This window comes from Nostoc sp. (genome assembly GCF_036918245.1).
Taxonomy (GTDB): domain Bacteria; phylum Cyanobacteriota; class Cyanobacteriia; order Cyanobacteriales; family Nostocaceae; genus Nostoc.
The window spans coordinates 1-22,990 of sequence record NZ_JBALEF010000029.1 but is presented as its reverse complement, the minus strand read 5'-3'; the positions used below and the strand labels follow the sequence as shown (position 1 = coordinate 22,990).

25 protein-coding genes and 1 pseudogene are annotated in these 22,990 nt (G+C 40.8%); 21 read left to right on the top strand and 5 right to left on the bottom strand.

What is annotated here, in order from left to right:
- Nucleotides 1–163 precede the first annotated feature (163 nt).
- The 3 genes from V7L12_RS06620 to V7L12_RS06610 are packed head-to-tail and all read left to right on the top strand — an operon-like array spanning nt 164 to nt 2,164.
- Entirely contained in the window at nt 164–1,294 is a 1,131-nt protein-coding gene (locus V7L12_RS06620) for a CO2 hydration protein (RefSeq protein ID WP_335083193.1), read from the top strand.
- The gene (locus V7L12_RS06615; protein ID WP_335083191.1) at nt 1,291–1,527 is read left to right on the top strand and encodes a hypothetical protein; all 237 of its coding nucleotides are present in this window, start codon (nt 1,291–1,293) and stop codon (nt 1,525–1,527) included. Before V7L12_RS06620 ends, V7L12_RS06615 begins: the two co-directional genes overlap by 4 nt.
- Complete coding sequence (locus V7L12_RS06610; protein WP_335083330.1) at nt 1,514–2,164, top strand: class I SAM-dependent methyltransferase; 651 nt, start codon at nt 1,514–1,516, stop codon at nt 2,162–2,164. Before V7L12_RS06615 ends, V7L12_RS06610 begins: the two co-directional genes overlap by 14 nt.
- Before the next feature lie 40 nt (nt 2,165–2,204).
- Here the strand turns inward: V7L12_RS06610 and V7L12_RS06605 are convergent, their stop codons facing one another.
- Entirely contained in the window at nt 2,205–2,675 is a 471-nt protein-coding gene (locus V7L12_RS06605; RefSeq protein WP_335083189.1) for a GNAT family N-acetyltransferase, read from the bottom strand.
- Nucleotides 2,676–2,946: 271 nt separating this feature from the next.
- Here V7L12_RS06605 and V7L12_RS06600 point away from each other — a divergent pair, with 271 nt between their 5' ends.
- The 7 genes from V7L12_RS06600 to V7L12_RS06570 all read left to right on the top strand — a co-directional run bounded on the left by V7L12_RS06600 (nt 2,947) and on the right by V7L12_RS06570 (nt 8,965).
- Nucleotides 2,947–3,453 (top strand): hypothetical protein, encoded by a 507-nt coding sequence (locus V7L12_RS06600; RefSeq protein ID WP_335083187.1) that lies wholly within the window; start codon nt 2,947–2,949, stop codon nt 3,451–3,453.
- A gap of 228 nt (nt 3,454–3,681) precedes the next feature.
- A complete protein-coding gene (locus V7L12_RS06595) occupies nt 3,682–4,005 on the top strand; it encodes a DUF6464 family protein (protein ID WP_335083185.1) in 324 nt (107 codons plus the stop codon).
- Between the two features lie 291 nt (nt 4,006–4,296).
- Entirely contained in the window at nt 4,297–5,538 is a 1,242-nt protein-coding gene (locus tag V7L12_RS06590; RefSeq protein ID WP_335083183.1) for an ABC transporter substrate-binding protein, read from the top strand.
- 7 nt (nt 5,539–5,545) lie between these two features.
- Nucleotides 5,546–6,496, top strand: coding sequence for a branched-chain amino acid ABC transporter permease (locus V7L12_RS06585; RefSeq protein ID WP_335083181.1), 951 nt, complete (start codon nt 5,546–5,548; stop codon nt 6,494–6,496).
- Nucleotides 6,497–6,510: 14 nt separating this feature from the next.
- The gene (locus tag V7L12_RS06580; protein ID WP_335083179.1) at nt 6,511–7,113 is read left to right on the top strand and encodes a Uma2 family endonuclease; all 603 of its coding nucleotides are present in this window, start codon (nt 6,511–6,513) and stop codon (nt 7,111–7,113) included.
- 49 nt (nt 7,114–7,162) lie between these two features.
- Nucleotides 7,163–8,122 carry a branched-chain amino acid ABC transporter permease gene (locus V7L12_RS06575; RefSeq protein WP_335083177.1) on the top strand — a complete coding sequence of 320 codons (960 nt, stop codon included), beginning with the start codon at nt 7,163–7,165 and terminating at the stop codon, nt 8,120–8,122.
- Nucleotides 8,123–8,173: 51 nt separating this feature from the next.
- Complete coding sequence (locus V7L12_RS06570; RefSeq protein WP_335083175.1) at nt 8,174–8,965, top strand: ABC transporter ATP-binding protein; 792 nt, start codon at nt 8,174–8,176, stop codon at nt 8,963–8,965.
- Between the two features lie 21 nt (nt 8,966–8,986).
- On the opposite strand, the gene V7L12_RS06565 is transcribed toward V7L12_RS06570, so the two are convergent.
- From V7L12_RS06565 to V7L12_RS06555, 3 genes are all read right to left on the bottom strand, one after another.
- On the bottom strand, nt 8,987–9,844 hold the full coding sequence (locus V7L12_RS06565) for an Rpn family recombination-promoting nuclease/putative transposase (RefSeq protein WP_335083173.1): 858 nt from the start codon (nt 9,842–9,844) through the stop codon (nt 8,987–8,989).
- Between the two features lie 486 nt (nt 9,845–10,330).
- The gene (locus tag V7L12_RS06560) at nt 10,331–11,866 is read right to left on the bottom strand and encodes an FAD-dependent monooxygenase (RefSeq protein WP_335083171.1); all 1,536 of its coding nucleotides are present in this window, start codon (nt 11,864–11,866) and stop codon (nt 10,331–10,333) included.
- Between the two features lie 133 nt (nt 11,867–11,999).
- Nucleotides 12,000–12,839, bottom strand: a complete 840-nt coding sequence (locus tag V7L12_RS06555) for an Rpn family recombination-promoting nuclease/putative transposase (RefSeq protein WP_335083169.1) — start codon at nt 12,837–12,839, stop codon at nt 12,000–12,002.
- Between the two features lie 163 nt (nt 12,840–13,002).
- Between V7L12_RS06555 and V7L12_RS06550 the strand changes: the two genes are divergently transcribed.
- The 11 genes and pseudogenes from V7L12_RS06550 to V7L12_RS06500 all read left to right on the top strand — a co-directional run bounded on the left by V7L12_RS06550 (nt 13,003) and on the right by V7L12_RS06500 (nt 22,596).
- Nucleotides 13,003–13,734 carry an ABC transporter ATP-binding protein gene (locus tag V7L12_RS06550; RefSeq protein ID WP_335083167.1) on the top strand — a complete coding sequence of 244 codons (732 nt, stop codon included), beginning with the start codon at nt 13,003–13,005 and terminating at the stop codon, nt 13,732–13,734.
- 33 nt (nt 13,735–13,767) lie between these two features.
- On the top strand, nt 13,768–14,331 hold the full coding sequence (locus V7L12_RS06545) for a Uma2 family endonuclease (protein ID WP_335083165.1): 564 nt from the start codon (nt 13,768–13,770) through the stop codon (nt 14,329–14,331).
- A 71-nt stretch (nt 14,332–14,402) separates the two neighbouring features.
- The gene (locus tag V7L12_RS06540; RefSeq protein ID WP_335083163.1) at nt 14,403–14,675 is read left to right on the top strand and encodes an endonuclease NucS domain-containing protein; all 273 of its coding nucleotides are present in this window, start codon (nt 14,403–14,405) and stop codon (nt 14,673–14,675) included.
- A 30-nt stretch (nt 14,676–14,705) separates the two neighbouring features.
- Complete coding sequence (locus tag V7L12_RS06535; RefSeq protein WP_335083161.1) at nt 14,706–15,446, top strand: hypothetical protein; 741 nt, start codon at nt 14,706–14,708, stop codon at nt 15,444–15,446.
- 156 nt (nt 15,447–15,602) lie between these two features.
- A complete protein-coding gene (locus V7L12_RS06530) occupies nt 15,603–16,250 on the top strand; it encodes a histidine phosphatase family protein (protein WP_334822891.1) in 648 nt (215 codons plus the stop codon).
- 84 nt (nt 16,251–16,334) lie between these two features.
- A complete protein-coding gene (locus V7L12_RS06525) occupies nt 16,335–17,360 on the top strand; it encodes a glucokinase (protein ID WP_335083159.1) in 1,026 nt (341 codons plus the stop codon).
- 45 nt (nt 17,361–17,405) lie between these two features.
- Nucleotides 17,406–18,008 carry a hypothetical protein gene (locus tag V7L12_RS06520; protein ID WP_335083157.1) on the top strand — a complete coding sequence of 201 codons (603 nt, stop codon included), beginning with the start codon at nt 17,406–17,408 and terminating at the stop codon, nt 18,006–18,008.
- A gap of 421 nt (nt 18,009–18,429) precedes the next feature.
- Nucleotides 18,430–18,824: pseudogene (locus tag V7L12_RS06515) on the top strand (fasciclin domain-containing protein).
- Nucleotides 18,825–19,297: 473 nt separating this feature from the next.
- Complete coding sequence (locus V7L12_RS06510) at nt 19,298–21,610, top strand: NACHT domain-containing protein (RefSeq protein ID WP_335083155.1); 2,313 nt, start codon at nt 19,298–19,300, stop codon at nt 21,608–21,610.
- Between the two features lie 89 nt (nt 21,611–21,699).
- Nucleotides 21,700–22,062 (top strand): DUF7219 family protein, encoded by a 363-nt coding sequence (locus tag V7L12_RS06505; RefSeq protein ID WP_335083153.1) that lies wholly within the window; start codon nt 21,700–21,702, stop codon nt 22,060–22,062.
- A gap of 72 nt (nt 22,063–22,134) precedes the next feature.
- Complete coding sequence (locus tag V7L12_RS06500; protein WP_335083151.1) at nt 22,135–22,596, top strand: response regulator; 462 nt, start codon at nt 22,135–22,137, stop codon at nt 22,594–22,596.
- 181 nt (nt 22,597–22,777) lie between these two features.
- Here V7L12_RS06500 and V7L12_RS06495 read toward each other — a convergent pair.
- Nucleotides 22,778–22,990, bottom strand: a 213-nt coding sequence (locus V7L12_RS06495) for a hypothetical protein (RefSeq protein WP_335083149.1), incomplete at its 5' end; no start/stop codon positions are given.

Here is a 22,990-nt window from a genome sequence, read left to right as displayed (position 1 = left end):
AATACAGCATAAGCGTTTCATAGATTTGAAATGGGTGGTTTACTTCCACCGTGCTGTACTAGGGATTAAGGACAAGGGGACAAGGAGAATAACCATGCCCAATGACAAATGACTAATGACAAATGACTAATGACTAATCCCTAAACTTTTTGGAGAGATGGCAATGGTAACTATTAAAAAAAGAGCTATTCACAATCCTTTAGCTGAGTATATTGAACGTCTACAAAAAGGAGATGCATTACTCCCCGATAGTCCAGAGAATGTGCTGGAAGTTGTTGGTATTCTTAAAAGCTATGGGGTAGTTTTAGATGCTTACTCAAAAAATCTTAACTATATTGCTGAACATCAGTTTTTAGTATTTTTCCCATTTTTTAAATACTTTAATGGAAAGGTTTCTTTTCAGAAATTACTCCGTCACTGGTGGCATGACCGAATTAATTTTGAATATGCTGAATATTGCATGAAAGGCATGATGTGGCACGGTGGTGGCGGACTAGATACGTATTTAGATACAGAAGAATTTCAAGAAAGAGCGCAAGCCGTTATTGCCGCAAAATTTAAAAAGAATCCTTTCATTCTGAGTATCAACCAACTGTTTCCAGATTTCTTAACAGAACAGTTGCGCGTCTCTGCTTACTACACTGGTTTAGGTCAATTCTGGCGAGTCATGGCTGATATGTTCCTCAGTTTATCAGACCGCTATGACCGAGGCGAAATTAAATCGATTCCCCAAGTTGTAGACCACATTAAAGCCGGGTTAGTGGCAAATGCATCAAACCCAATTACCTACGCTGTTAAAATTCGAGGTAAGGTCTATGAAATCATTCCCAAAAGCGTTGGTTTGACCTTCTTAGCAGATACAGCAATACCTTATGTAGAAGCAGTATTTTTCCGAGGAACTCCTTTCCACGGCACAGTTTCATATAATGCCCAAGGATATCAAATTCCCCCAGATCAAACCCGATTTCAATATGGTGCATTGTATGCCGATCCTTTACCCATCGGCGGCGCCGGTATTCCTCCTACCTTGTTGATGCAAGATATGCGTCATTATCTTCCAGAGTATTTGCACGAAATTTATCGTCGCAGTCTTCGGGGTGAAGATGATTTGCGAGTCCAAATTTGCATGAGTTTCCAAAAATCGATGTTTTGCGTGACGACAGCAACGATTTTAGGACTGATGCCTCATCCTTTAGATACTAAAGATCCAAATGAGCAAAAAGATAATCGAGTTTATTTAGAGAAGTGGATGAGTCGGTTACAAACTTCGCGGTTGTTGGATGTGAATAAATGACAGATGATTCCACCATTACTTACGAGGCATTCAAGCAATTCGAGCGCAACAAATTTTCTCTTGTAGCTCAAGAATACGATCGCGCGTTAGCGTTCGCGGAGCGTCTCGTAGAGAAGCTCACCGGAGGTATCGCTGTTGTGACTTCTCAGGTAGATGAAGCCATATTGGATGCCGTCGGAGCTAAGTCTGGTATTCGATTGCTGGATGTAGCTTGCGGAACTGGGTGGGCTTAGTGCCGCAGCACTAAAGCGGCAGGCTATAGTAACAGGATTAGACTTTGCAGAGAATATGGTGGCCATTGCTAGAGAGCGATGTCCTCAAGGGTCATTCCATCATGGGGATGCTGAGAACCTAACTTTCGAGTCGGCCCAGTTTGAGGCGGTGGTTTGTAGCTTGGGTATCCTCCATTTCCCAAACCCAGAAAAAGCGATCGCTGAATCCTTTCGCGTACTAAAACCGGGAGGGTGCTATGCTTTCACCTGCTGGACACCGCCAACGCATAATCCATTTATGGCTCTGATACTGGGTTCGGTGCAGACTTATGGCAGCATGGATGTGGATCTACCTTCTGGGCCACCCCTGTTTCGCTTTGGCGACCCCACTGAATGCAAAATGGTTTTAAGCGCCGAGGGATTCACTCAGGTGTCTGTCACGGAACTGCCCATCAAGTGGACTTTCTCTACACCTGAAGATGTGATGCCAAAGATTGTTGTAAGTTCGGTGCGTCTGGGGTCGATGTTGGCAATGCAAAGCGATGAGCAACGGTGTAATATTGAAAACGCAATTATCCAGGGAGCCTCAAAGTATGTCACAGAAAATGGTGTGGAAATTCCCGCTTCTGTGATGCTGGCTCTAGCTTACAAACCATAAGCTAGAACAACTTTTTTGAAATTGCTTGAATCCAGTGAATTTAGTAATTTTTGAAGTGTTTTTCCATGACAAAATTTATCAGCTTTTGCCCTCTACGCTCTACTTCTTGCTTTTTTATAACAATAAATCCCTGACTCTCAAAAAAAGGTTTAGCTGTAATACTGGCTTCTGTAAATAACTTTTCCACCCCTAAAGAGTTTGCTTTTAATTCAATCTGTTCTAGGATTTTCTTACCAACACCTTTCCTTTGAAAATCTTTATGACAATAGAAACGGTCAATATGACCATTAGCCTCTAATTCTCCAAAACCAATAATTTTGTCTTGTTCTTCTGCTACATAAGTAAACTTACTTCCTAAACTTTTAATCCAAACTTCAATATCCATATTTGCTGGTGCCCAAGCAGCTACTTGTTCTTCTGTATAATCAAGAATATTCACCTCATGAATAGTGTCGTAGAACAATTTCATAATTTCTTTGGTATCAGCTATTTCGTATATTCTTATTTTCATAAAGTAATTAACGATCAATAACTCTAATTAACAATATTATCAGTGTTGATGAGTCTGAGTGTTTCCACAGTGAAGCCCAGTTGGCGGCACTATTTTCGCTTCATCATAATAGACTTCTGGCATGAATCAAAAGCCCTCACCCTAAATCCCTCTCCCAAGCTTGGGAGAGGGACTTTGAAATTCGCTGATGTTCAAGGTAAATTGTTTTAGTACAAAAATACTATTTACTGCTAAAATGCCTTACAAGTCAGCTAGCCTTGCTTGAGGTAGTATGAAAAAAATCCCAGACACGGACAAAAAGCCCATTTTGCGGAAAGTTTCGTTGTTGCAGCCTAAATCTGTAACTACTGCTATAGTGCCACTGCGACCCCAAGAGGAAAAAATCATCAGCGAAGGAGAGCGTTTGATTACACAAGTTGAACGTATCAATCAGATGGCAGGAGAGTTAGAAGCAGCGATATTCGAGTTGAAAGCGATCGCTAACACCCTAAATACTCAAAAAAGTTACCCAGTTCTAAATCAGGAGCCATGCAAAAATATTTGTCAGTATTTTACAGTTAGCGTTCCTTGGGTGAAACAAAAGCCTGACAACTCATTTATTCTGACGACGCGAAAAGTTGATTTATTCCGAGCCGAAAGGGAAGCCACACAGCTAGCACAGCAACTTCGTCAGCAAACCAAAAAAAGATTAGCATCACAGCCACACACAAAAAACAAGAATGGGGCTGAGGCTGACACAAAATGCTTGTTCAAAAAGGTATTAGTCAACAAATCTTAAAATTATCAACATTCAACGGCATCTCACCCTTGAGGTTGTAACAGTTATGCTGATTGAAGTGGCAGAAGGAACTTATTTCTCAAAATTGCTAGAGACTACACTGCCATTATTTCTTTGCAACCATAGTTGGTGACAAAGAAACAAAGCCGCCCTAATATTTGCACTTCCGTAAAACCAGAGTGTAACATCAGGGACAATCAATCAGTGCACAGAAGAGGTAAAAAGAAGGTGTTAAAGACACTTTTAGTGATTGCCATTGGTTTTTTACCGTCCCTGTTTTCCCTGTGGATGATCCGCAAAACCCAGCGCTCGCGCTTGCGGATGAGGCAAGCAGCCATGAATTTTCCAGTGGTACAGGGACGGCAAAACGTCAGGCCTGTGGAAGGCGATCGCTATTATTTAGAAGGGGTGGGTTATTTAATTGGCGATATCAGCTGCAAGTTTAATGCTCGATCTGGCTATATCCGCTGTGCTATCAATCCCGAAGGCCCATGTAACGGTTGCCGTCACTACGAACCTAGAGAATTAACTGGTAATGAAAAAAGCACTTAAGATTCCTTACTCAATACTTAACCCACCTAAAATTACCTGGTTAACACAGACGCTCTGATGCGGATAATTTTCCAGCGACTTCATAGCACTAAAACCAGGGAATGATAAAATCATTACTAATTATAATAATTTGTATTTACAAGCACTTTGAATATTTCTCTTTGCATGGTGAAATAAGAATGATTTAATAGAATTCGTGCAAAAGTGTAAATCTGCATCATTTTGTTTGCAGATTATGAACTTTACTATTAACTCTTGCCGAATATCTCATAACTAGATGATTATTTAACGATGAACAACGCGATTGCTCAGACAACAGCATTATTATCAACTTGTGCTTTGCTACTAACAGGCTGTGGTGGCGGCGGTGGATCTGTAACTGTGACAAATTCTCCAAATACTACTACAACTAACACTACCCAGACAACCACTACATCAAGTGCTATTCCCATCGGTATTGCCTTAGCACAAACCAGCAACGTCGCATTACTTGGTCAAGAGGGATTTGTTGGAGCCAGAATTGCCGAGAAGTATTTCAATAGTAAAGGTGGTATTAATGGTACTCCGATTAAATTGGTAAACCAAGATACTAGCGGTGATGAAGCTGGAGCAATTAACGCTTTTCAAACTTTAATTAATAAAGATAAAGTTGTCGGTATTGTTGGCCCTACTTTGTCACAGCAAGCTTTTAGTGCTGACCCTATCGCCGAACGTGCTAAAGTGCCAGTTATTGGAGCATCAAATACCGCAAAAGGAATTCCAGAAATTGGTGATTATGTAGCTCGTGTATCTGCCCCCGTCTCTATTGTTGCCCCTAATTCGGTGAAAGCTGCACTTAAGCAGAATCCTAACATTAAAAAAGTGGCAGTTTTTTACGCCCAAAATGATGCATTTAACAAATCAGAAACGGAGATTTTTCAACAAACAGTTAAAGATCAAGGGCTAGAATTATTAACAGTTCAAAAGTTTCAAACTACTGATACAGACTTTCAAGCCCAAGCTACCAATGCAATTAACTTAAAACCAGATTTGGTAATTATTTCGGGACTAGCTGCTGATGGTGGTAACTTAGTGCGACAACTGCGAGAACTAGGTTATAAAGGCATAATTATTGGTGGTAATGGTCTAAATACACCAAATGTTTTATCAGTGTGTAAAGCACTTTGCGATGGTGTGCTGATTGCTCAAGCTTACAGTCCTGAATATCCTGGTGAGATTAATAAAATATTTCGCCAAGCCTATATTGAGCAATACAAGAAAGAACCAGCCCAATTCACTGGTCAATCTTTTGCTGCGGTGCAGGTGTATGTTGAAGCTCTTAAAGAGTTGGATAAAAAATCTAAAATCAGCACATTATCTCTTGATAAACTGCGTACAGAATTGAACAAGCAACTACTCGCGGGAAAGTATAATACTCCTTTAGGCGAGATTGCTTTTACACCAGCAGGTGATGTGGTTCAAAAAGAATTTTACGTCGCCCAAATTAAGATGGATAAAGATGGAAACACTGGAAAGTTCGTATTTATAAAATAGTTGCAACATGGATATAACTCTATTTCTGCAACAATTTTTGAACGGATTATCTATAGGTAGTATCTATGCAATTTTTGCATTGGGATACACCTTAGTTTATTCTATTTTGGGCATCATTAATTTAGCTCATGGTGCGATTTTTGCCTTGGGTGCATATTTCACTTATGCACTCATGGGTGAAAACTTTGGATTTAACGGCTTGCTAGCTAATGCAGCTTTGCCGATAAAATTACCATTTGCTATATCCTTGATTTTAGGAAGCACCTTGGCGGGATTGGTCGGGGTAGTGATGGAACGCGTTGCTTTTCAACCTTTGCGCCGTCAAGGATCTGACCCTTTACTAACTGTTGTTTCCAGCTTGGGAGTAGCAGTGGTAATTGTGAACTTAATCCAGTATTTAGTAGGTGCAGAAAGTTACACATATCCCGCAGATACTTACGGAAAATTGCCACCTGCGATTAACTTTGGTAGTCCGGAAAACCCAATTCCGATTCGCACTGTTCAGGTGGTAATTTTTACTGTATCAGTGGTGATTGTGGCAATTCTTACCTATTTTATCAATAGAACTAAATATGGTAAGGCAATGCAGGCGATCGCAGAAGATCCAACTACAGCTAGTTTGTTAGGAATTAATAGCGATCGCTTTATCATCCTAACATTCTTCATCAGCAGTTTTTTAGCAGGATTAGCAGGAACTTTAGTCGCCTCTAGTGTTAGTATTGCTGGGCCATATTTCGGCATTGCTTTTGGTTTGCGGGGTTTAGCAGTAATTGTCTTAGGTGGTTTAGGTAGTATTCCTGGTGCAGTGCTGGGAGGCTTAGTAATTGGATTAGTAGAGGCGTTTGTCCCTGCTGATTATTCTGGATATAAAGACGCAGTAGCCTTTGCAATTTTGTTTATCATGCTATTAGTTAGACCCCAAGGTTTGCTAGGACGGCGGTTTATTCAGAAAGTTTAAAGAGAGGTAGCGCGATGAAAACATACACTAAACAAAAGTTAACTTTTGACCAATTTTTAGAACAGTGTCCAGAGTCAGGTTTATATGAACTTGTAGATGGAGAAATTGTAGAAGTGCGTGCAACCAGAAATCATGATGATGTCGCTAATTTTCTATTGTTTGGTTTCAATCATGAAATTAGGCGACTAAATCTGAATTATGTAGTTAATAACACAGCAGTCTTTAAAACTATAACTGCCAATGGCATAGAGCAAGGGTGCAAGCCTGATGTAAGTGTTATAGATAAAGATAAATGGCGCTCAAATCGTTCTGCTTATACTGCACTTGAAGAACCTATCCAATTAGCTATAGAAGTGACATTAACTAATTGGGAAGATGATTACATTGATAAATTGGATGAATATCAACGTTTAGGTATTACAGAATATTGGATTGTAGATTATTTGGCAATTGGGCTAAGAGAGTATTTGGTAAATCCAAAAGTTCCGGCTGTGTTTGTTTTTCTATTAGATGCTGATGGAAAATACCAATGCACATATTTTAGAGGTTCAGAACGAATTGTGTCACGAACTTTTCCTGAACTGACGCTGACAGCAGAGGAAATCTTAACATCTTAATATTTTAGAAAACCAATAGTCTGATTAAGTTTAATCAAAATGTATTAAAATGAGTGATTTTTTCGCTACTTACGCTTCTTTAATTGTCTCTATGGTATTGGGGGCGCTATTAGGATTATCGCTTTACTTACCGCTAATGACAGGACAATTGTCTTTAGCCAGCCCAGGATTTTATGCTTTAGGTGGATATATTGCAGCAATTTTATCCACAAAAGTTTTAACATCTAGCAGTAGTTTATTTCCAATTCCATTGTTGTTATTGGAGATGTTAATTACTGGTGTAATTTCTGGTTTATTGGGTGTAATAGTCGGGATTCCCGCTTTACGGTTGCGAGGCATTTATTTAGCGATCGCAACTATTGCTTTTGTGGAGGTTCTGCGCGTCATCTCCCTCAATTTAGATATTACAGGTGGTGCTGTCGGAATTTTTGGTATTCCTCAACCTTTCCAAACACAAATTGAATATTTATGGATTGTTCTGCCTTTACTATTAATTAGTATGGTGCTACTTTATCGTTTAGAACGCATTCGCGTCGGAAGGGCTTTTATCGCGATCCGCGAAGATGAATTAGCTGCGGGTGCAATGGGAATTGATCCCACTTATTACAAAGTTTTGGCGTTTACGTTAGGGGCTATGCTTGCAGGGGTTGTAGGTGCAATTAGCGCTCACTTCCTCAATACATGGAATGCTCGTCAAGGTACTTTTGATGCCAGTATTATATATTTAACTTTTGTTTTAATTGGTGGTTCGAGAACTTTTTTAGGCCCGGTAGTTGGAGGTATAGTATTTACAGCCTTACCAGAGATTCTGCGAAGCCTTGCTGATATCGGTGGTTTACCTAATTGGTTAGCACAGTTTTTGCGAGATGGTAGATTAATTATTTTTGGCTTTCTAATAGTAATAGGTACAATCTTTTTCCCCCTAGGGCTAATTACTCTAGATATTTTTCAAAGAAAAAAACGAACCGCCTTCGCGAAGCGTCTCGAAGAGAAGAGTGCAAAGGAATAAGATTTTTAGAGAGTTATTGCCTAAGTTTTATATTCATAATAGTATGCAAAAATGTCACATAGTATTCCAGTAAATAATAACAGTATTGTCTTAGAAGCAAGAGCATTAACTCGCCGCTTTGGTGGTTTAGTGGCGGTAAATAATGTATCTTTTAGTGTAAATCAACATGAGATATTTGGACTGATTGGCCCTAATGGTGCTGGCAAAACAACACTGTTTAATTTGATTACTGCCTTCATTCCACCTTCTAGCGGTCAATTAATTTATCAAGGTGCAGAAGTTTCTCAGCTGCGTCCTCATCAAATTGCGGCTTTAGGTATCGCTCGTACCTTCCAAAATATCCGTTTATTTGGGGAATTATCGGCGTTAGAAAATGTGATAATTGCCCGACATTTACACACTAAAAGTAATATGATTACAGGAGTTTTGGGATTACCACCAGCCCCTAGTGAAGAATTGAAGACTAAGCAAAAAGCTTTAGATTTATTGGATTTAGTGGGATTAAGCGATCGCGCTGACGAAAAAGCCAAAAACTTTGCCTACGGCGATCAGCGTCGCCTAGAAATTGCCCGTGCTTTAGCATTAGAACCGCAAATTTTACTTCTCGATGAACCTGCGGCGGGGATGAACCCCAACGAAAAGCAGCAACTCAGTGCATTTATCCGTAGCCTGCGCAATGACTTCAATTTGACGATCGTCCTTATAGAACACCATGTACCATTGGTTATGGGTTTGTGCGATCGCATTGCTGTATTAGATTTCGGTCAATTGATTGCATTGGGGGAACCATCAGTTGTCAGAAATAATCCGGCTGTAATTGAAGCTTATTTGGGAAATGAATGATATCTGATGAGCTGTCTAAAACTACAAAACCTGTTGCAATTCCTCAATACTATTTGCAGTTACAACGTTCCGTAAAATTGTCTTCAAACGTTCTATATCATTAATTTCCGTAATTTGTCGCATTAACTGTAATCCATTATCACCGAATTTCAACTCTAAATTAATTTCAATACTAGAAAGTATTCCGCGTGCTTCTCCGCGTGCTTCTCCGCGTGCTTCTCCTTCGCGTAAAATTTCCTGATACCAAGGCGACTCATGTAATACAGTCATATCCCACCTCATGATTTCTTGAATTAGGGCACTCTCTAAAACAAACGTAGCAAAAAAAGCTAAGACTGTTTCCAGTTGGTTTAGTTGTTCATCAGCACGGAGAATTTGCAATGCTTCTCTAATAGTAGATTCATTTTCACCACCTTTAAGAATAGGTACAAACGGCAGTAATGATGGTAAAGGTTGTTGAAAAGCAATGTTGACATCGACTTCCCACAAGTTAATCACCCGATAATCTTGTATTGCCCGTAATCCAGCAATATTTGATGTAAAGCTTGTGGGTATTTCGTTGTTGCCAGTTTTAAGAATGTTAATGAGAACGGGGTATGTTGGCAAGTTATATTTTTCTTCCGCAAGTGCAGCGTATGCACGCATCCGACGTGGCATTTTGGATTGATAGCGTAATTGCAACTCGTTGAGAAGCATAAATTCACCGTGTTGGGGACTTGTGACACGGATTAATACATCACTTTCTCGGCTAATCCACTGAAATTCACTGTTGAGAATTTCCCCAGCAACAAGATTAGGAATCTGGGTTACCCATCTTACCCAGTTATCGGGTGCGAGACTGATTAATTTTTTGGTGCTGACATCAGCAGGTTTTGCCATCGAGGTGTAGATGCTCTCAAGAAGTGAGATTCATCGTAGCTTGAAGTGTGCCATTACATCTAAAGAATGTTTATTAAGTAAGCTTTTACCTGCTTTATTTGTCTGCAATGTTAATAACAGCTAGTGATGGGGTTTTGCGATTCTCCTTTGGAGACGCTACGCGATCGCCGTGTTTGTTGGGTGAAAAGTCTGTTTGGCGATGATTAGTTCTGTATTGGGGTAGACGCGACTCATCCAATTCCTCTAATATTCATTTTGAATTTTGAATTCCGCCTTGCGGTACTAAGGTGGATGAGTGGATGGGTGAAGAGGCGATCGCTTGCTTTAATCACACTAGATTCTTCCTACACAATAGGCCATGTCTCTTGACTCGCCAAGTCAGCGTCTACGCAATCAAGCAAAAATTAACAATTGCGTACATGCTCTAAGGTGTAATTGCGGAATTAATACAACTTTAGGTGGATTTGATGATATTGGAACTTAAGGCTATCGAGCAAACCAGAGAGCAACAGCTTGTCTGATTGATTTCCCATTAGGTTCGCTCTCAGAGGCCCAGGCGATAATCCCATCAGGGCGTATCAGTACAGCGCTTAAGCCTAATTGTTCTTTCGCCCGGCCCGAAACATACTTCATTCGGTCGCCGTATTCACTCGCCAAAGTCTCAAGTGAAGCATTCATATCGAAATCAAGCAGTATCCCTTGGCCATCGTGCATGAGATCGCCAATTCTTGCACCGTCTTTGAACTCAAAGTTGGGAACGCTGTGGCCTACTAAAGGGTGGTCGCCACCGAGATTGTAATGTGTGAAAACGCCCCACACCCTTCCTGCAATATAGGTGGCACCATCGCGAGTATTTATAAGGTCGCGGACAATTGCATTCAGCGCGCGGGCATGTGGGACTGGTCTCATGATTGCAACCTGGGCGCGTGACCAATCCAGAACCTGTGCACCAATTGGGTGTCGTTCAGTATGATAACTGTCCAACAAGCCTGACGGCGCAATATTATGGATAGTTGCGGCGAGCTTCCAGCCCAGGTTCATGGCATCGCCCAGTCCAAGGTTAAGCCCTTGACCTCCCAACGGCGAATGAATGTGCGCGGCATCGCCAGCTAAAAGAATCCGTCCGTTGCGGTAGGTTGTGGCCTGCCGTGCTCGGTCAGTCCACGTGGTTACGATATGCAGAGCATTGATAGTAACGTCGGTGTTCGAGATGCGGCGTAGAACCTCCTGCACGTGTTCAAGCGTGATTGGCTTTTCTGCATTATGAAATGCCCCGCCATCAAAATCCTGCATTATTAGGTAACCTGGCTGGGATTGGAAGTACATGCCTGTTGGTGTCACGTTTCGGCCCGGACTGAGCTTCTCCGGGTTGGCGATGTCAACCTGGGCAGAGTAGCCAGTAAATTCTGGCTCCGTACCGGCGAATTCAAAACCGCCTGCCTTGCGAACAACACTACGGCTTCCATCGCAACCCACGAGCCATTTACCCTTGAAAGATTGGTCACTTGACTGAACACTTACTCCGTCCTCAGTTTGATGAAAGTCAGTAATGGCAAGCCCGCACTTGATTTCTACACCCAAGGCTTCTGCACGGCGAGACAGCACTGCTTCAAGCTCCTCCATTTCAGACAACAAATTGGTGTCGGTCGAGCTTGGTAAGCGATACCTCCACTGTGAGGTGTCAATATTGCCGTAATGAAATGGAATGCCGGCGAAGTGCCCTCCCTGACGTTGGTGTTGTGACCCTTGTCCGGCAGTTGAGGTGTCAAAGGGGTTTTTAAGGCGTTTAGGTACCTCAAGTTCTTTTAGCAACCCACGGCGGTAAAGCGCTTCAATAGTAGGCGCCGAGAGTCCCCGTATCCCGAAAGGAAGTTGCTTTAAGGGCGAGTGCGGATTGTCCGCCTTTTCCAGTATTAAGACTGAACATTTGGTCAAGGCAAGTTCACAGGATAGGAAAAGCCCTACCGGGCCAGCCCCGGAAACGATCACATCGTAAACCGATTGCTTTTTGTTGTTATTCATAAGTGTTTCCATTTGTACCACCTATTGGTTGGCAGAGATGACATGTAGTCCGGCTACGGCAACAAGCACATCCGTGTCCATAAAAGTTAGTTCGTATATAATTGTGAGAAATCTAAAGGCGATCGCTGTTTGCTCAAATAGACAAAATACTCACAAACTCGTCTAAAGAATTCACAGCGATCGCACTATCCATTAAGCTTTCTAATTTTTCCACACTCTCGCGCTCAAGCCTTACTTCCACTTCATGAGGAATTTCGCCAAAGCGTTGTTCCAACACCCGGATTAGCTGCCGTCGCGCACCCTGTAGAATACCTCTTTCCTCAATTTCGTGATACCAAGGCGATTCTCGCAATACTGCCATATCCCATTCCATGATTTGTTGCACTAAAGGCGTGTCTAACACAAAGCTAGCAAAAAATGCCAGCAATGATTCTAACTCGTTCAACTGTGCATCTGCTCGTAGCACCTGTAATGCTCGTTGCATAACTGATGCTTCTCCTCCTCCTCGCAGGATTGGTACAAAGGGTAACAACGATGGTAATGGTTGCTGAAATACTATCTCAGCATCAATTTCCCACAAATTAATCACTCGATAATCTTGGATGGCACGTAATCCCAAAAATTCCTGCTCATAACTATTGACAATAGTTAAGGTAGATGGGGGCGGTAAAATGTTAACGAGTACTGGGTAAGTTGGCAGTCGGTAGCGCTCTTGTGCTAGGGCTGCATAGGCTCTCATACGTAGAGGCAGATGTGCCGTGTAATGCAGATGTAACTCGTTAAGTACCAGAAAATCCCCGTGGGTAGTGCTGTATGCCTTCACTAAAACATCTGTTTCCCGGTTAATCCACTGAAACTCAGAACCCAGAATTTCTTTTGCCACGACTTCAGGACGCTGTGTCACCCACTTGACCCATGCATCGGGAGCTAAATTAATTAGTCGCTTGCTACCAATATCTGCTGATTTTACCACAGGACGCTTGATATCTTTTTCAGTAATTAATGGTATACCACAAGGATTGCAGTATTCTGGCGTTGGTTTTTAAGTTAAAGCAATTGCACTGTTTTAGGAAACGTATTATTAATGTATCTTAGGTTTTGAATCAACATTCAACATTTCTGCATGTAAACCGCCCATGAAAGCCGATAGTAAACCAAACTATACAATTTTAGAAGTTCAAGAACTTGATGTTAATTATGGCGGTATCCAAGCTCTCAAAAAGATTAATTTAATTATTCAAAAAGGTGAGGTAGTTACTCTAATTGGTGCTAATGGTGCTGGAAAAACTACTACACTTCGCGCTATATCTAAAATAGTTAATCCTAAGAGTGGTGTAATTATCTATAATGGACATAATATTAACCGCCGCCAAACTCACGAAGTTGTACAACTTGGTATCGCCCATTGTCCAGAAGGACGCAGAGTATTAGCGCGGCAAACAGTATTTGATAATTTACTTTTGGGTGCTTATATTCGCTCTAATCAAGCTGAGGTAAAAGCAGATATTCAGCACCAATTTGAGCTATTTCCGCGTTTGTCACAAAGACGCAATCAACTAGCAGGAACTCTCAGCGGTGGTGAACAACAAATGTTAGCGATCGCTCGGGCTGTAATGAGTAAACCACAACTGTTACTTTTAGACGAGCCTAGCTTGGGTTTAGCACCTGCGATCGTCCGAGAAATCTTCTCAATTATTGAAAATCTCCGGGCTACAGGTGTGACTATTTTGTTAGTTGAACAAAATGCGAATTTAGCACTACAAATTGCCGATCGTGGTTATGTTTTAGAAGCTGGTTCTATTACCTTAACAGGCGCAGCATCAGAATTAATTAGTGATGAGCGAGTTAAAAAAGCTTATTTAGGATGATTAATTAAATGAAAAATTTGGAGGTACAATCACATGGTAAAATCACCAACTAAACCCCTAACTTTAGAAGAGTTTTTAAAACTACCAGAAACAAAGCCTAGCTCAGAATACATTAACGGTCAAATTATTCAAAAGCCAATGCCTCAAGGAAAACATAGTATTCTTCAGGGTGAACTAGTCAGTAATATCAATTCTGTAGCAAAACCTCAAAGAATTGCCCTTGCATTTCCAGAATTGCGGTGTACTTTTGGCGGACGTTCAATTGTGCCAGATGTAGCTGTGTTTGCTTGGGAACGGATTCCCATAGATGAGCGTGGAGATGTAGCTAATGTCTTCAAGACATATCCAGACTGGACGATTGAGATTCTTTCGCCAGATCAAAGCCAGACTAAAGTAACCGGAAATATTCTACATTGTTTAAAACATGGTAGTCGTTTAGGTTGGTTAATTGATCCAGGCGATCGCTCTGTTTTAGTTTATCCCGCAAAGCAGCAACCAGAACTTTTACAAGAATCACAAGAAATATTACCAGTTCCCGATTTAGTCAGCAACTTTCAATTAACTATAGGGCAACTATTTGGATGGTTGAAGTTGTAAGCAATTGTATAGATTAATATCTAGTTTTGGGAATACTAAAGGTAGTATTTTACTAAAGTCAGAACAAGATAATGGATTTCGTGAATTTAATAAAAACGGGTAATAGTTGGAAATTTGCGACTGAAGCCGATTTAGAAGATTTTGTCTGGGCGAATTTAAAGGAACTTTTCGGATTAATTCCGCTAAAGCGACAATATTATGTTAAAGGTCAAATTTGCGATATTTTAGCATTGAATGATAAGAAACAGTTAGTAGTACTGGAATTGAAAAATGGTGAAGACAGATATATTGTTCAGCAACTAACTCGATATTATGAAGCTTTACTTGAGAATAAACCCTTCTAAGAAAAGGTAGACTATGGACAACCTATTAGCTTGATAGCAATTAAGCCTAACTTTCATCGAGATAATTTTACAGATAGAAAGTACAGCCATCTGTCTATTCAATTTCTCTATTTTCAAATCTTGATAGCAAGTCAAAACTTCTATTTAGAACTAAAAGACTTAGATAATGGCAAATTATCAAAAGTAGAAATTCCTTATCAAGAAAGAGGTGTTAATGAAGATATACCTGCTCCTCCTAGAGCAATTATTAACCGACTAGCTAAATGTGACAATTCTAGTGAAAATGAGCGAGATGCTGTACTCAGAATTCGTAAAGCAATTCTTGGCTTTGACAAACGCATCCAAGAAATTGTTAAACCTAATTCTATTGAATATGGTAAAGGAAAAAGTAAGCTCTGTGCTGAGTTTTACTTTGGTAGCACTATTTATGGTTTTCAAGGTAGACCTAACCTATTTCTAAGATTACCTGAACCAGCACCATATTTGAAACAAAATACTCTGAGAATGCATATTTTTCCTGATAAAGATTGGACTACTTTTTATAGAATAATTCACTACCCTAGAGCCTTTATAAGTAATAAAATTAGATCCTCTAACATGTATGAATATCCAGCATTTATAGAAACAATAAAAAGATGTGCAGGGGATGAATTACGAGATGAGCGCTCACGCATCTGTTATGAAAAATATGAAAAACTTATTCTGAGTGGAACTAACTCTTTAGAACTTTTAGTTGATATTGCTTTAGAAACTTGGCTAAAAAGGCTTTAAGAAAAGCTACATTGACAGCATTTATAACTTTTCCTAATTATTAGTATTATTAAATATTATTACGATTTTTGTCATATATTAATATTTGTAGCCCTCCTTGCAGATATCTATATATTTGTTTAGCGGCGAATTCTATTCACCGGAATAATTAAACCCATGAGTCAAATAGTCTGGATCGCAAGACACGCTAACCGCCTCGACTTCGTAAACCCTGATTGGTTTCTTACCGCCGAACGACGCTACGATCCACCTTTGTCTGATGATGGTATGGTGCAGGCACAACAGTTAGCTAAACGATTGAAACGAGAAAATATTGCCCATATTTTCGCTTCTCCTTTCCTGCGAACCGTACAAACGGCAAACGCAGTTGCAGAAATGCTCAACTTGCCAATTAAACTCGAAACAGGCTTGAGTGAATGGCTAAATCCAGTTTGGATGACGGAAGAACCCGAAAGACTCTCAACTCCAGCATTAGCAGAGTTATTCCCCAGAATTGACAGCAGCTATACCTCGCGCATCGCCGCCAAATATCCTGAAACTCGCGAAAAAGTGCGAGATCGTTCTGGGCAAACTGCTAGATGTTTAGCTACTGAGTTCCTCCCAGAGGATATCCTGCTAGTAGCACATGGTGCATCTGTGTTGGGGGGAGCAATGGGGCTAGTGGGGGAAATTGCCAAAACAGAAGTTAAAGCTTCTTTATGTTCTCTAGTAAAAGTGGTACGCGAAGACCCAGAATGGTTATTAGAACTAACGGGAGATACTTCCCATCTAACCCATATAGAAGAAGTTATTCGATTTGCTTAAACCTCTGATAGAGATTTGCGTTCATGGCTTCTGGTACGTTGGGTATATCCTACAAAAAAAGTAATTAATTCGCGAATAAATTCTATGACTTTATTACTAGCAGGAGACATCGGCGGGACGAAAACTATTCTGCAATTGGTTGAAACATCAGATTCATCAGTTTTACATACTATTTATCAGGAAAGTTACCACAGTGCTGATTTTCCCGATTTAGTACCTATAGTGCAGCAGTTTTTGCTCAAAGCTAATACACCAATACCAGAAAAAGCTTGTTTTGCGATCGCAGGTCCTATTGTCAAAAATACTGCCAAACTAACCAATTTAGTCTGGTTTCTGGATACCGAACGTCTACAAGAAGAATTGGGTATCCCGCACATTTCTTTGATTAACGACTTTGCCGCCATTGGTTACGGCATTTTAGGTTTACAAAAACAAGACTTGCTGACGTTGCAAGTTGGTAAATCTCAACCCGAAGCCCCGATTGCAATTATTGGTGCTGGTACTGGTTTAGGCCAAGGATTTTTAATTAGACAAGGAAACGACTATCAAGTTTTTTCTTCAGAAGGAGGACACGCTGACTTTGCTCCTCGGAACGAGATCGAGTTTCAACTGTTGAAATACCTGCTGGGTAAACATGATATCCAGCGCCTTTCTGTGGAACGTGTGGTTTCTGGAATGGGAATTGTGGCAATTTACCAATTTTTGCGCGATCGCAAATTTGCCACTGAATCACCAGATATTGCCCAAATCGTCAGAACTTGGGAACAAGAAGCCGGACAGGAAGAGAAAAGTGTTGATGCTGGTGCTGCTATTGGTACAGCTGCATTGCAAGGTAGCGATCGCCTCTGTGAACAAACTTTGCAATTATTTATAGACGCTTACGGTGCAGAAGCCGGCAATCTCGCCCTGAAACTCCTACCTTACGGTGGCTTATACATCGCTGGTGGAATTGCGCCCAAAATCCTGCCCTTAATCCAAAACAGCAGTTTCTTATTAAATTTCACTCAAAAAGGTAGAATGCGCCGCCTCCTCGAAGAGATCCCCGTGTATATTATCCTTAACTCCCAAGTCGGCCTAATTGGTGCTGCTTTATGTGCTGCTAAGTTATAACAGCTGGCATCATCAGTGAGATCAACATCTCAAAGGGCAAAAAATATGACAGTTAAAAGTCTGTTGCCACTAATAGCCGCCACCATTGTTTGTGGTGGCTCTGTTCTTGTGGAAGCGCGTCAACCAAAACCTCCAAAGGCTGTTATCAAACCAACCGTTTCTCAACCCGCGCAGCCACAATGGAAGCTATACACCGCTCCAGATGGACGCTTTACTATTTTGATGCCGGGAAGCCCCAACAGAAATACCCAATACCAAAAAACCTACATGGGGGAAATTAACTTAGAAATATTTGTTGCTCAACCACCAAAACAGCAAGTAGCATACATAGTTGCTTACAATGATTTTCCTTATAGTTACGGTGAAATGGCTGATCCTCAAGCTGTACTTAATAATGCACGGGATATGGCTTTAAAAACTACGAAAAGCAATTTAATTAGTCAACGAAACATTCGTAGTTCCAATAATCATCCCGGCAAAGAAATTGAGTACATCAATTCTGGAGGGAAAATTACTAAAAGTAGAATGTATGTTGCCGAAGGAAGACTATATCAAGTAATGGCAATAACTACAAAAAAACACCAGAAGATATTAGCTAAAACCATCACTGGGTATTTAAATTCCTTCCATGTGGTTTTGAAAAAATGAAATAACTATAGCGGTTCCCATTTAGATGCGGTACAAGATTACTATCGCGGGGTGTAGGGGCACGGCAGTGCCGTGCCCCGTACCTCACACAAACGAGAAGCGCTATAAAACCTCTACTAGATTAGCCTTGCAATCAATTGCAGGGCTAATAAGTAGTTAGGCGAAATGGCAGATAGTGTATAATCGGTTACGGGTTATGCAATGCACTGCAAATCGAATAAACAATTTCGGATTGTCGCTAACAAGATTTTTCCATTGACTCCTAACCCCTAAATTCTGCTGTATTTTATTTAATCTTTAAGTTTTTTAGCTTATATCATACAACTTATACGCTACTCAACCGCTTACTCAAACATGATTTCTAACACCAGGATGTCATCCTAACAATAATTGCCAAATTAAATAAAACCAAATGAAATAAATGGCTGATACTGTTGATACTGCTGTTACCGCTGGTTCTTTTAGCACCCTAGTTGATGCAATCAAAGCTGCCAATCTGATAGACACTCTCAAAGGTGTTGACTCGTTTATCGCCTCTGCATCCACAGATGAAGCTTTTGCCAAGCTTCCACCAGATACTGTAGAAACATTGCTTAACAATATTAATAAGCTCCAGGAAATCCTGACATATCATATAGTTTCCGGCAAGGTGATGCCCATAAAGCCGATTCAAGGTTCAATTTTCAAAATTGACCCTTTCCATAATGTCAAGGTAGATTATGCCCCACAGGCTCAAAACCCGATGCTGCTGATGATAACGGTGTCATCCACATCATTGTTGATTCCTCGGTAAATAAACATATAGATGGCGAATAACATCTGTGGGATAGAAACTATTTATAGTCACTACTTCACTACTGTCTAGATATATTTGAAGTAACTCAACTTTCATTAAATATCACTCCTCTCTCTAACTAAACCTCTCTCCTAAGAGGAGAGAGGTTTTTTATATTTTTAAGGTTGTTTCACTTAGTTCATACTTTAGACGGCGACATCATTTATTTTCAAAGTTGCCTGATCAATAAAAACAACATCAGCTAAATTAATTGAACAATTTATGCTTTGAAAAGGAAACATTGTTTGAATTCATGTCTGATCAACGATTGAAATGTATAAGATGAACGTATAATGATTTGAGTGTTTCACAAAAGTTTAAAAACTTGAGAGTAGACTCAAGGATTTTGTATAACTTTAAGTGAGCAAAATGTTAGTATCACAGAGAAAGCTATAAAATTGCAGATATTTATAAAAGTTAAGGTTCATGATTTGAGGAGCAGGGTTTTTGTCTTATGGTCAAGCGATCGCTCCAAGCATCAGTCACTGGGATTGAAGAGGCTAAAAGAGCATTTACTCGCAAGAGGTGGACACAAGACAATCTAGCAACGGAAGTCAACCTCAAGACTAGACAACCAATTTGGCGGTTTTTCAGTGGCCGTGGGGTTGAACGTCATACCTTTATTGAGATTTGCTTGGTTTTGGAAGTGAATTGGCGGGAGATTGCTACCAATCCTCCGGCAGAATTCTTGGAACGAGAAGAATACACCCAGTCATCTGTGGTGGATATTGACACATTAGTGCAACAAGTGCGATCGCAACGCTTCGACAAAATTCAAGACCAGTGTGGTATTTTGCAGTTATTGGATATCAGCCGTCCCGTTGCGATCAATGACATATATATAGATGTAAATATTTTGGAGAAAATTGCCAGTCAACAGTGGCTAGAAATCACTGAACGGCAAAACTTTGATCGAGAAGAATTTGACCGTTTTGGCTTAGGTGAGATTGACCAGAGACAACTATCTGGTATACAGGCAGTTAAAACATACTCCAAGCTCAGGGTGCTAGGCAAACCAGGAGTAGGTAAAACCACTTTTTTGCAACATCTCGCCATTCAGTGTAACCAAGACACATTTGCGCCGAAGCAGGTGCCAATCTTCATCACACTGAGAAATTTTGCTGAAGAATCTAAAGTCAGCAACGAGTTCAGCTTATTAAAGTACATCCACCAAGAGTTTCTCACATCTGGAATTTCAGATCCCTCAGTCATCGAAACCTTGCTGAATGCAGGCAGAGTGTTACTGTTACTTGATGGCATAGATGAAGTTGTTAACGAACAAAGCAATGCTGTCTTAAGCGAAATTCGCAGATTTTCAGACAAGTATCACAAAAATCAGTTGGTATCGAGCTGTCGAACAGCAGCTCAAAGACTTAGACTCCGAGGTTTTACCGATGTTGAAATTGCCCCATTTACCTCAAAACAAATCCGAGCCTTCGCTCAAAAATGGTTCGTCGCCTTTACCAAGACCAATCAAAAAGATGGTCAGGCGCAGTCCGTTCACTTTATTCAAAAGCTGGACTTACCTGAAAACTGGCAATTTCGCCAACTTGTCGTCACACCCCTATTTCTGCACCTTGCCTGCTGGCTGTTTCACGGTCAAGAAAAATTTCCGACTAAGCGGACTGACTTTTATAAGCAAGGTTTAGACCTTCTGTTGGGCAAATGGGATGAAGCCAGAGGCATAGAACGGGATGACGTTTACCGAGGGTTTTTACTACCACAAAAGCTGAAGTTATTGAGTCAAATTGCAGCAGCAGCATTTGAGCAGGGTCAGTACTTTTTTGAGCAACGCGTCATTGAGCAATACATTGGTGACTATATTCAGAATCTAAGCAACGTGCCAATAGATGCAGAAGAACTGCAAATAGAAAGCGAAGCAGCGCTGAAGTCAATCGAGGCTCAACATGGGCTACTGGCAGAACGGGCGCGGGGAATTTTTTCCTTCTCTTATCTGGCCTTTCAAGAATACTTCACAGCGAGGAAAATCGTTGCTAGCCATAACCTACAGGCATTAGAGCAAGCGCTCGAAGGTCTGGTAAGTCATATCACCGACCCGCACTGGCGCGAAATCTTCTTGTTAACCGCTACCATGCTCCGAAGTGCAGACTCTCTAGTACAGTTGATGAAGCAACAGATTGATGCACTGGTTGCCGAAGACCCTTATTTACAAGAGTTTTTGACGTGGGCTAGCCAAAAATCTCGCACTATTCCCACCCAACCAAAAGATGCAACAGTTCGAGCATTTTACCTTGCCTTGAGTCGGACTCCTCACGTAGCTCCTCACTTTGCCCTAGCCGCCAGCCTCGACCAGGGGATGTTTCTGGATGCGGCATTAGATGACCTGCTGCTGGAGTGTGCAATTGATGGCAGCCAAGACTTCGCCCATATCCACGCCTGTGGAGATTCTCTCTCGAACATTCTGGGCATTGTTGTAGATGTTGGACTCTATAAATCCCTGCAACAACTCTCTGATCAATTTCCCAATTCTCGTCAAAGTCAAGAACGATTTGAGCTATGGTGGCAGACGAACTATTCAGCCTGGGCTGAACAGTTAAAGATCACGGTGATTAATTATCGTGACATTAACCATCAGTGGCAGTTTAGCCTTGAACAACAGCAAGTACTGCAACGCTACTACGATGCCAATCAGTTACTACTCGATTGCCTGTATAGCAATTCGGAAGTAACGCCAGCTATCAGGCAGGAAATTGAAGCCACCTTATTGTTGCCGATAAAAGAACTTGAGGACAGGGAATGGCAATAATGCTGTTACGCATTTAAATTGCACTCTGAATGTAAGCGCATTAGCTTAATTCTTTTGGTTAATTCCTCAAAGAGGTTTGAATTGCAAAAATGATTTTGACTACATTTTGTGTCGAAATTAATCAACTCATTCACAAAATAAAACAATACCAAGTTTACTATGTCAAAAAGCTGGATTTTCGCTATCAAGATTTTTATATGGATGACTACAATCAGGTAGACAAAAACAATTTCCTCTACCACCGCCATCGATACCTGGGTGAATTCACACCCCAGAACCTTGTATTCAATGCTAATCTTCAGGAATTTTCTCAAAGCGTTTGTTACATCTGCGATCTACAGAGTAGAGAAAAACTTTCTTTACAGGAGTGCTACGAGGAGATTGAGTTGCTCTGGCAGCAGTTAGCACAGAGCTATAAGGCACTAGGAATTGAGAAAAATGCAACTGGATGATTGTCTCGTCTCCTTAAGACTACGGATTTCTCAGATCACTTTACACTTCAAGCCCTAATCGCAGGTCTTATTATGAATTTAATCAATGACTTTTGCTTGGCAGTTGGGTTACTCGAAGGTGTAGAAGTACTCGTTGTAGATAACGATCGCGATAGTAGAGATTTGTATGCAATTTTACTCAAAGACCTGGGCGCAAATGTGATTACCGCTGGTTTGGTAAAAGAAGCTTTAGAAATCCTGAGTTGGTTCACGCCCAACGTCATTGTCTGTGAAATTAGGTTTTTAGGTGAAAGTATTTATACATTGCTAAATACATTGAGTGCTATGGAAGCAGACAATGGCAATCATATCCCAATCATTGTGACTTCAACATCTACTACAGGTACTCATGACCAAATTCCAGATGTAGAGTTTGAAGGATATTTACTGAAACCATTCCACCTTGACAAATTTGTTTCTATGATTGTCAATCAAGTACAGGAAAAGGTGGCGGAAAATTTTTGCCACAGACTACTAATTTTACAGTGTAAATAAGTTTAAACAGCTGCGTCGTTTGTCCGCCCTGAAATAAATTTCTAGACTGCATAGCTAAAGTCCACTCAAGTAGACTCAAACTCTTGCTCAGGGTACAACCGTAGGCTAGATCACAGCCTACAATGTAAACACATGGGTTTGAGCGAATGATAAGCAGTACCTACAAAAATTGTAAAGATACTTATTCATCTACCTCAGAACTCCGTTCATCCACCTCAGAACTCCGTTCATCCACTTCAGAACTCCGTTCATCCACCTCAGAACTCCGTTCATCCACCTCAGAACTCCGTTCATCCACTTCAGAACTCCGTTCATCCACTTCAGAACTCCGTTCATCCACTTCAGAACTCCGTTCATCCACTTCAGAACTCCGTTCATCCACTTCAGAACTCCG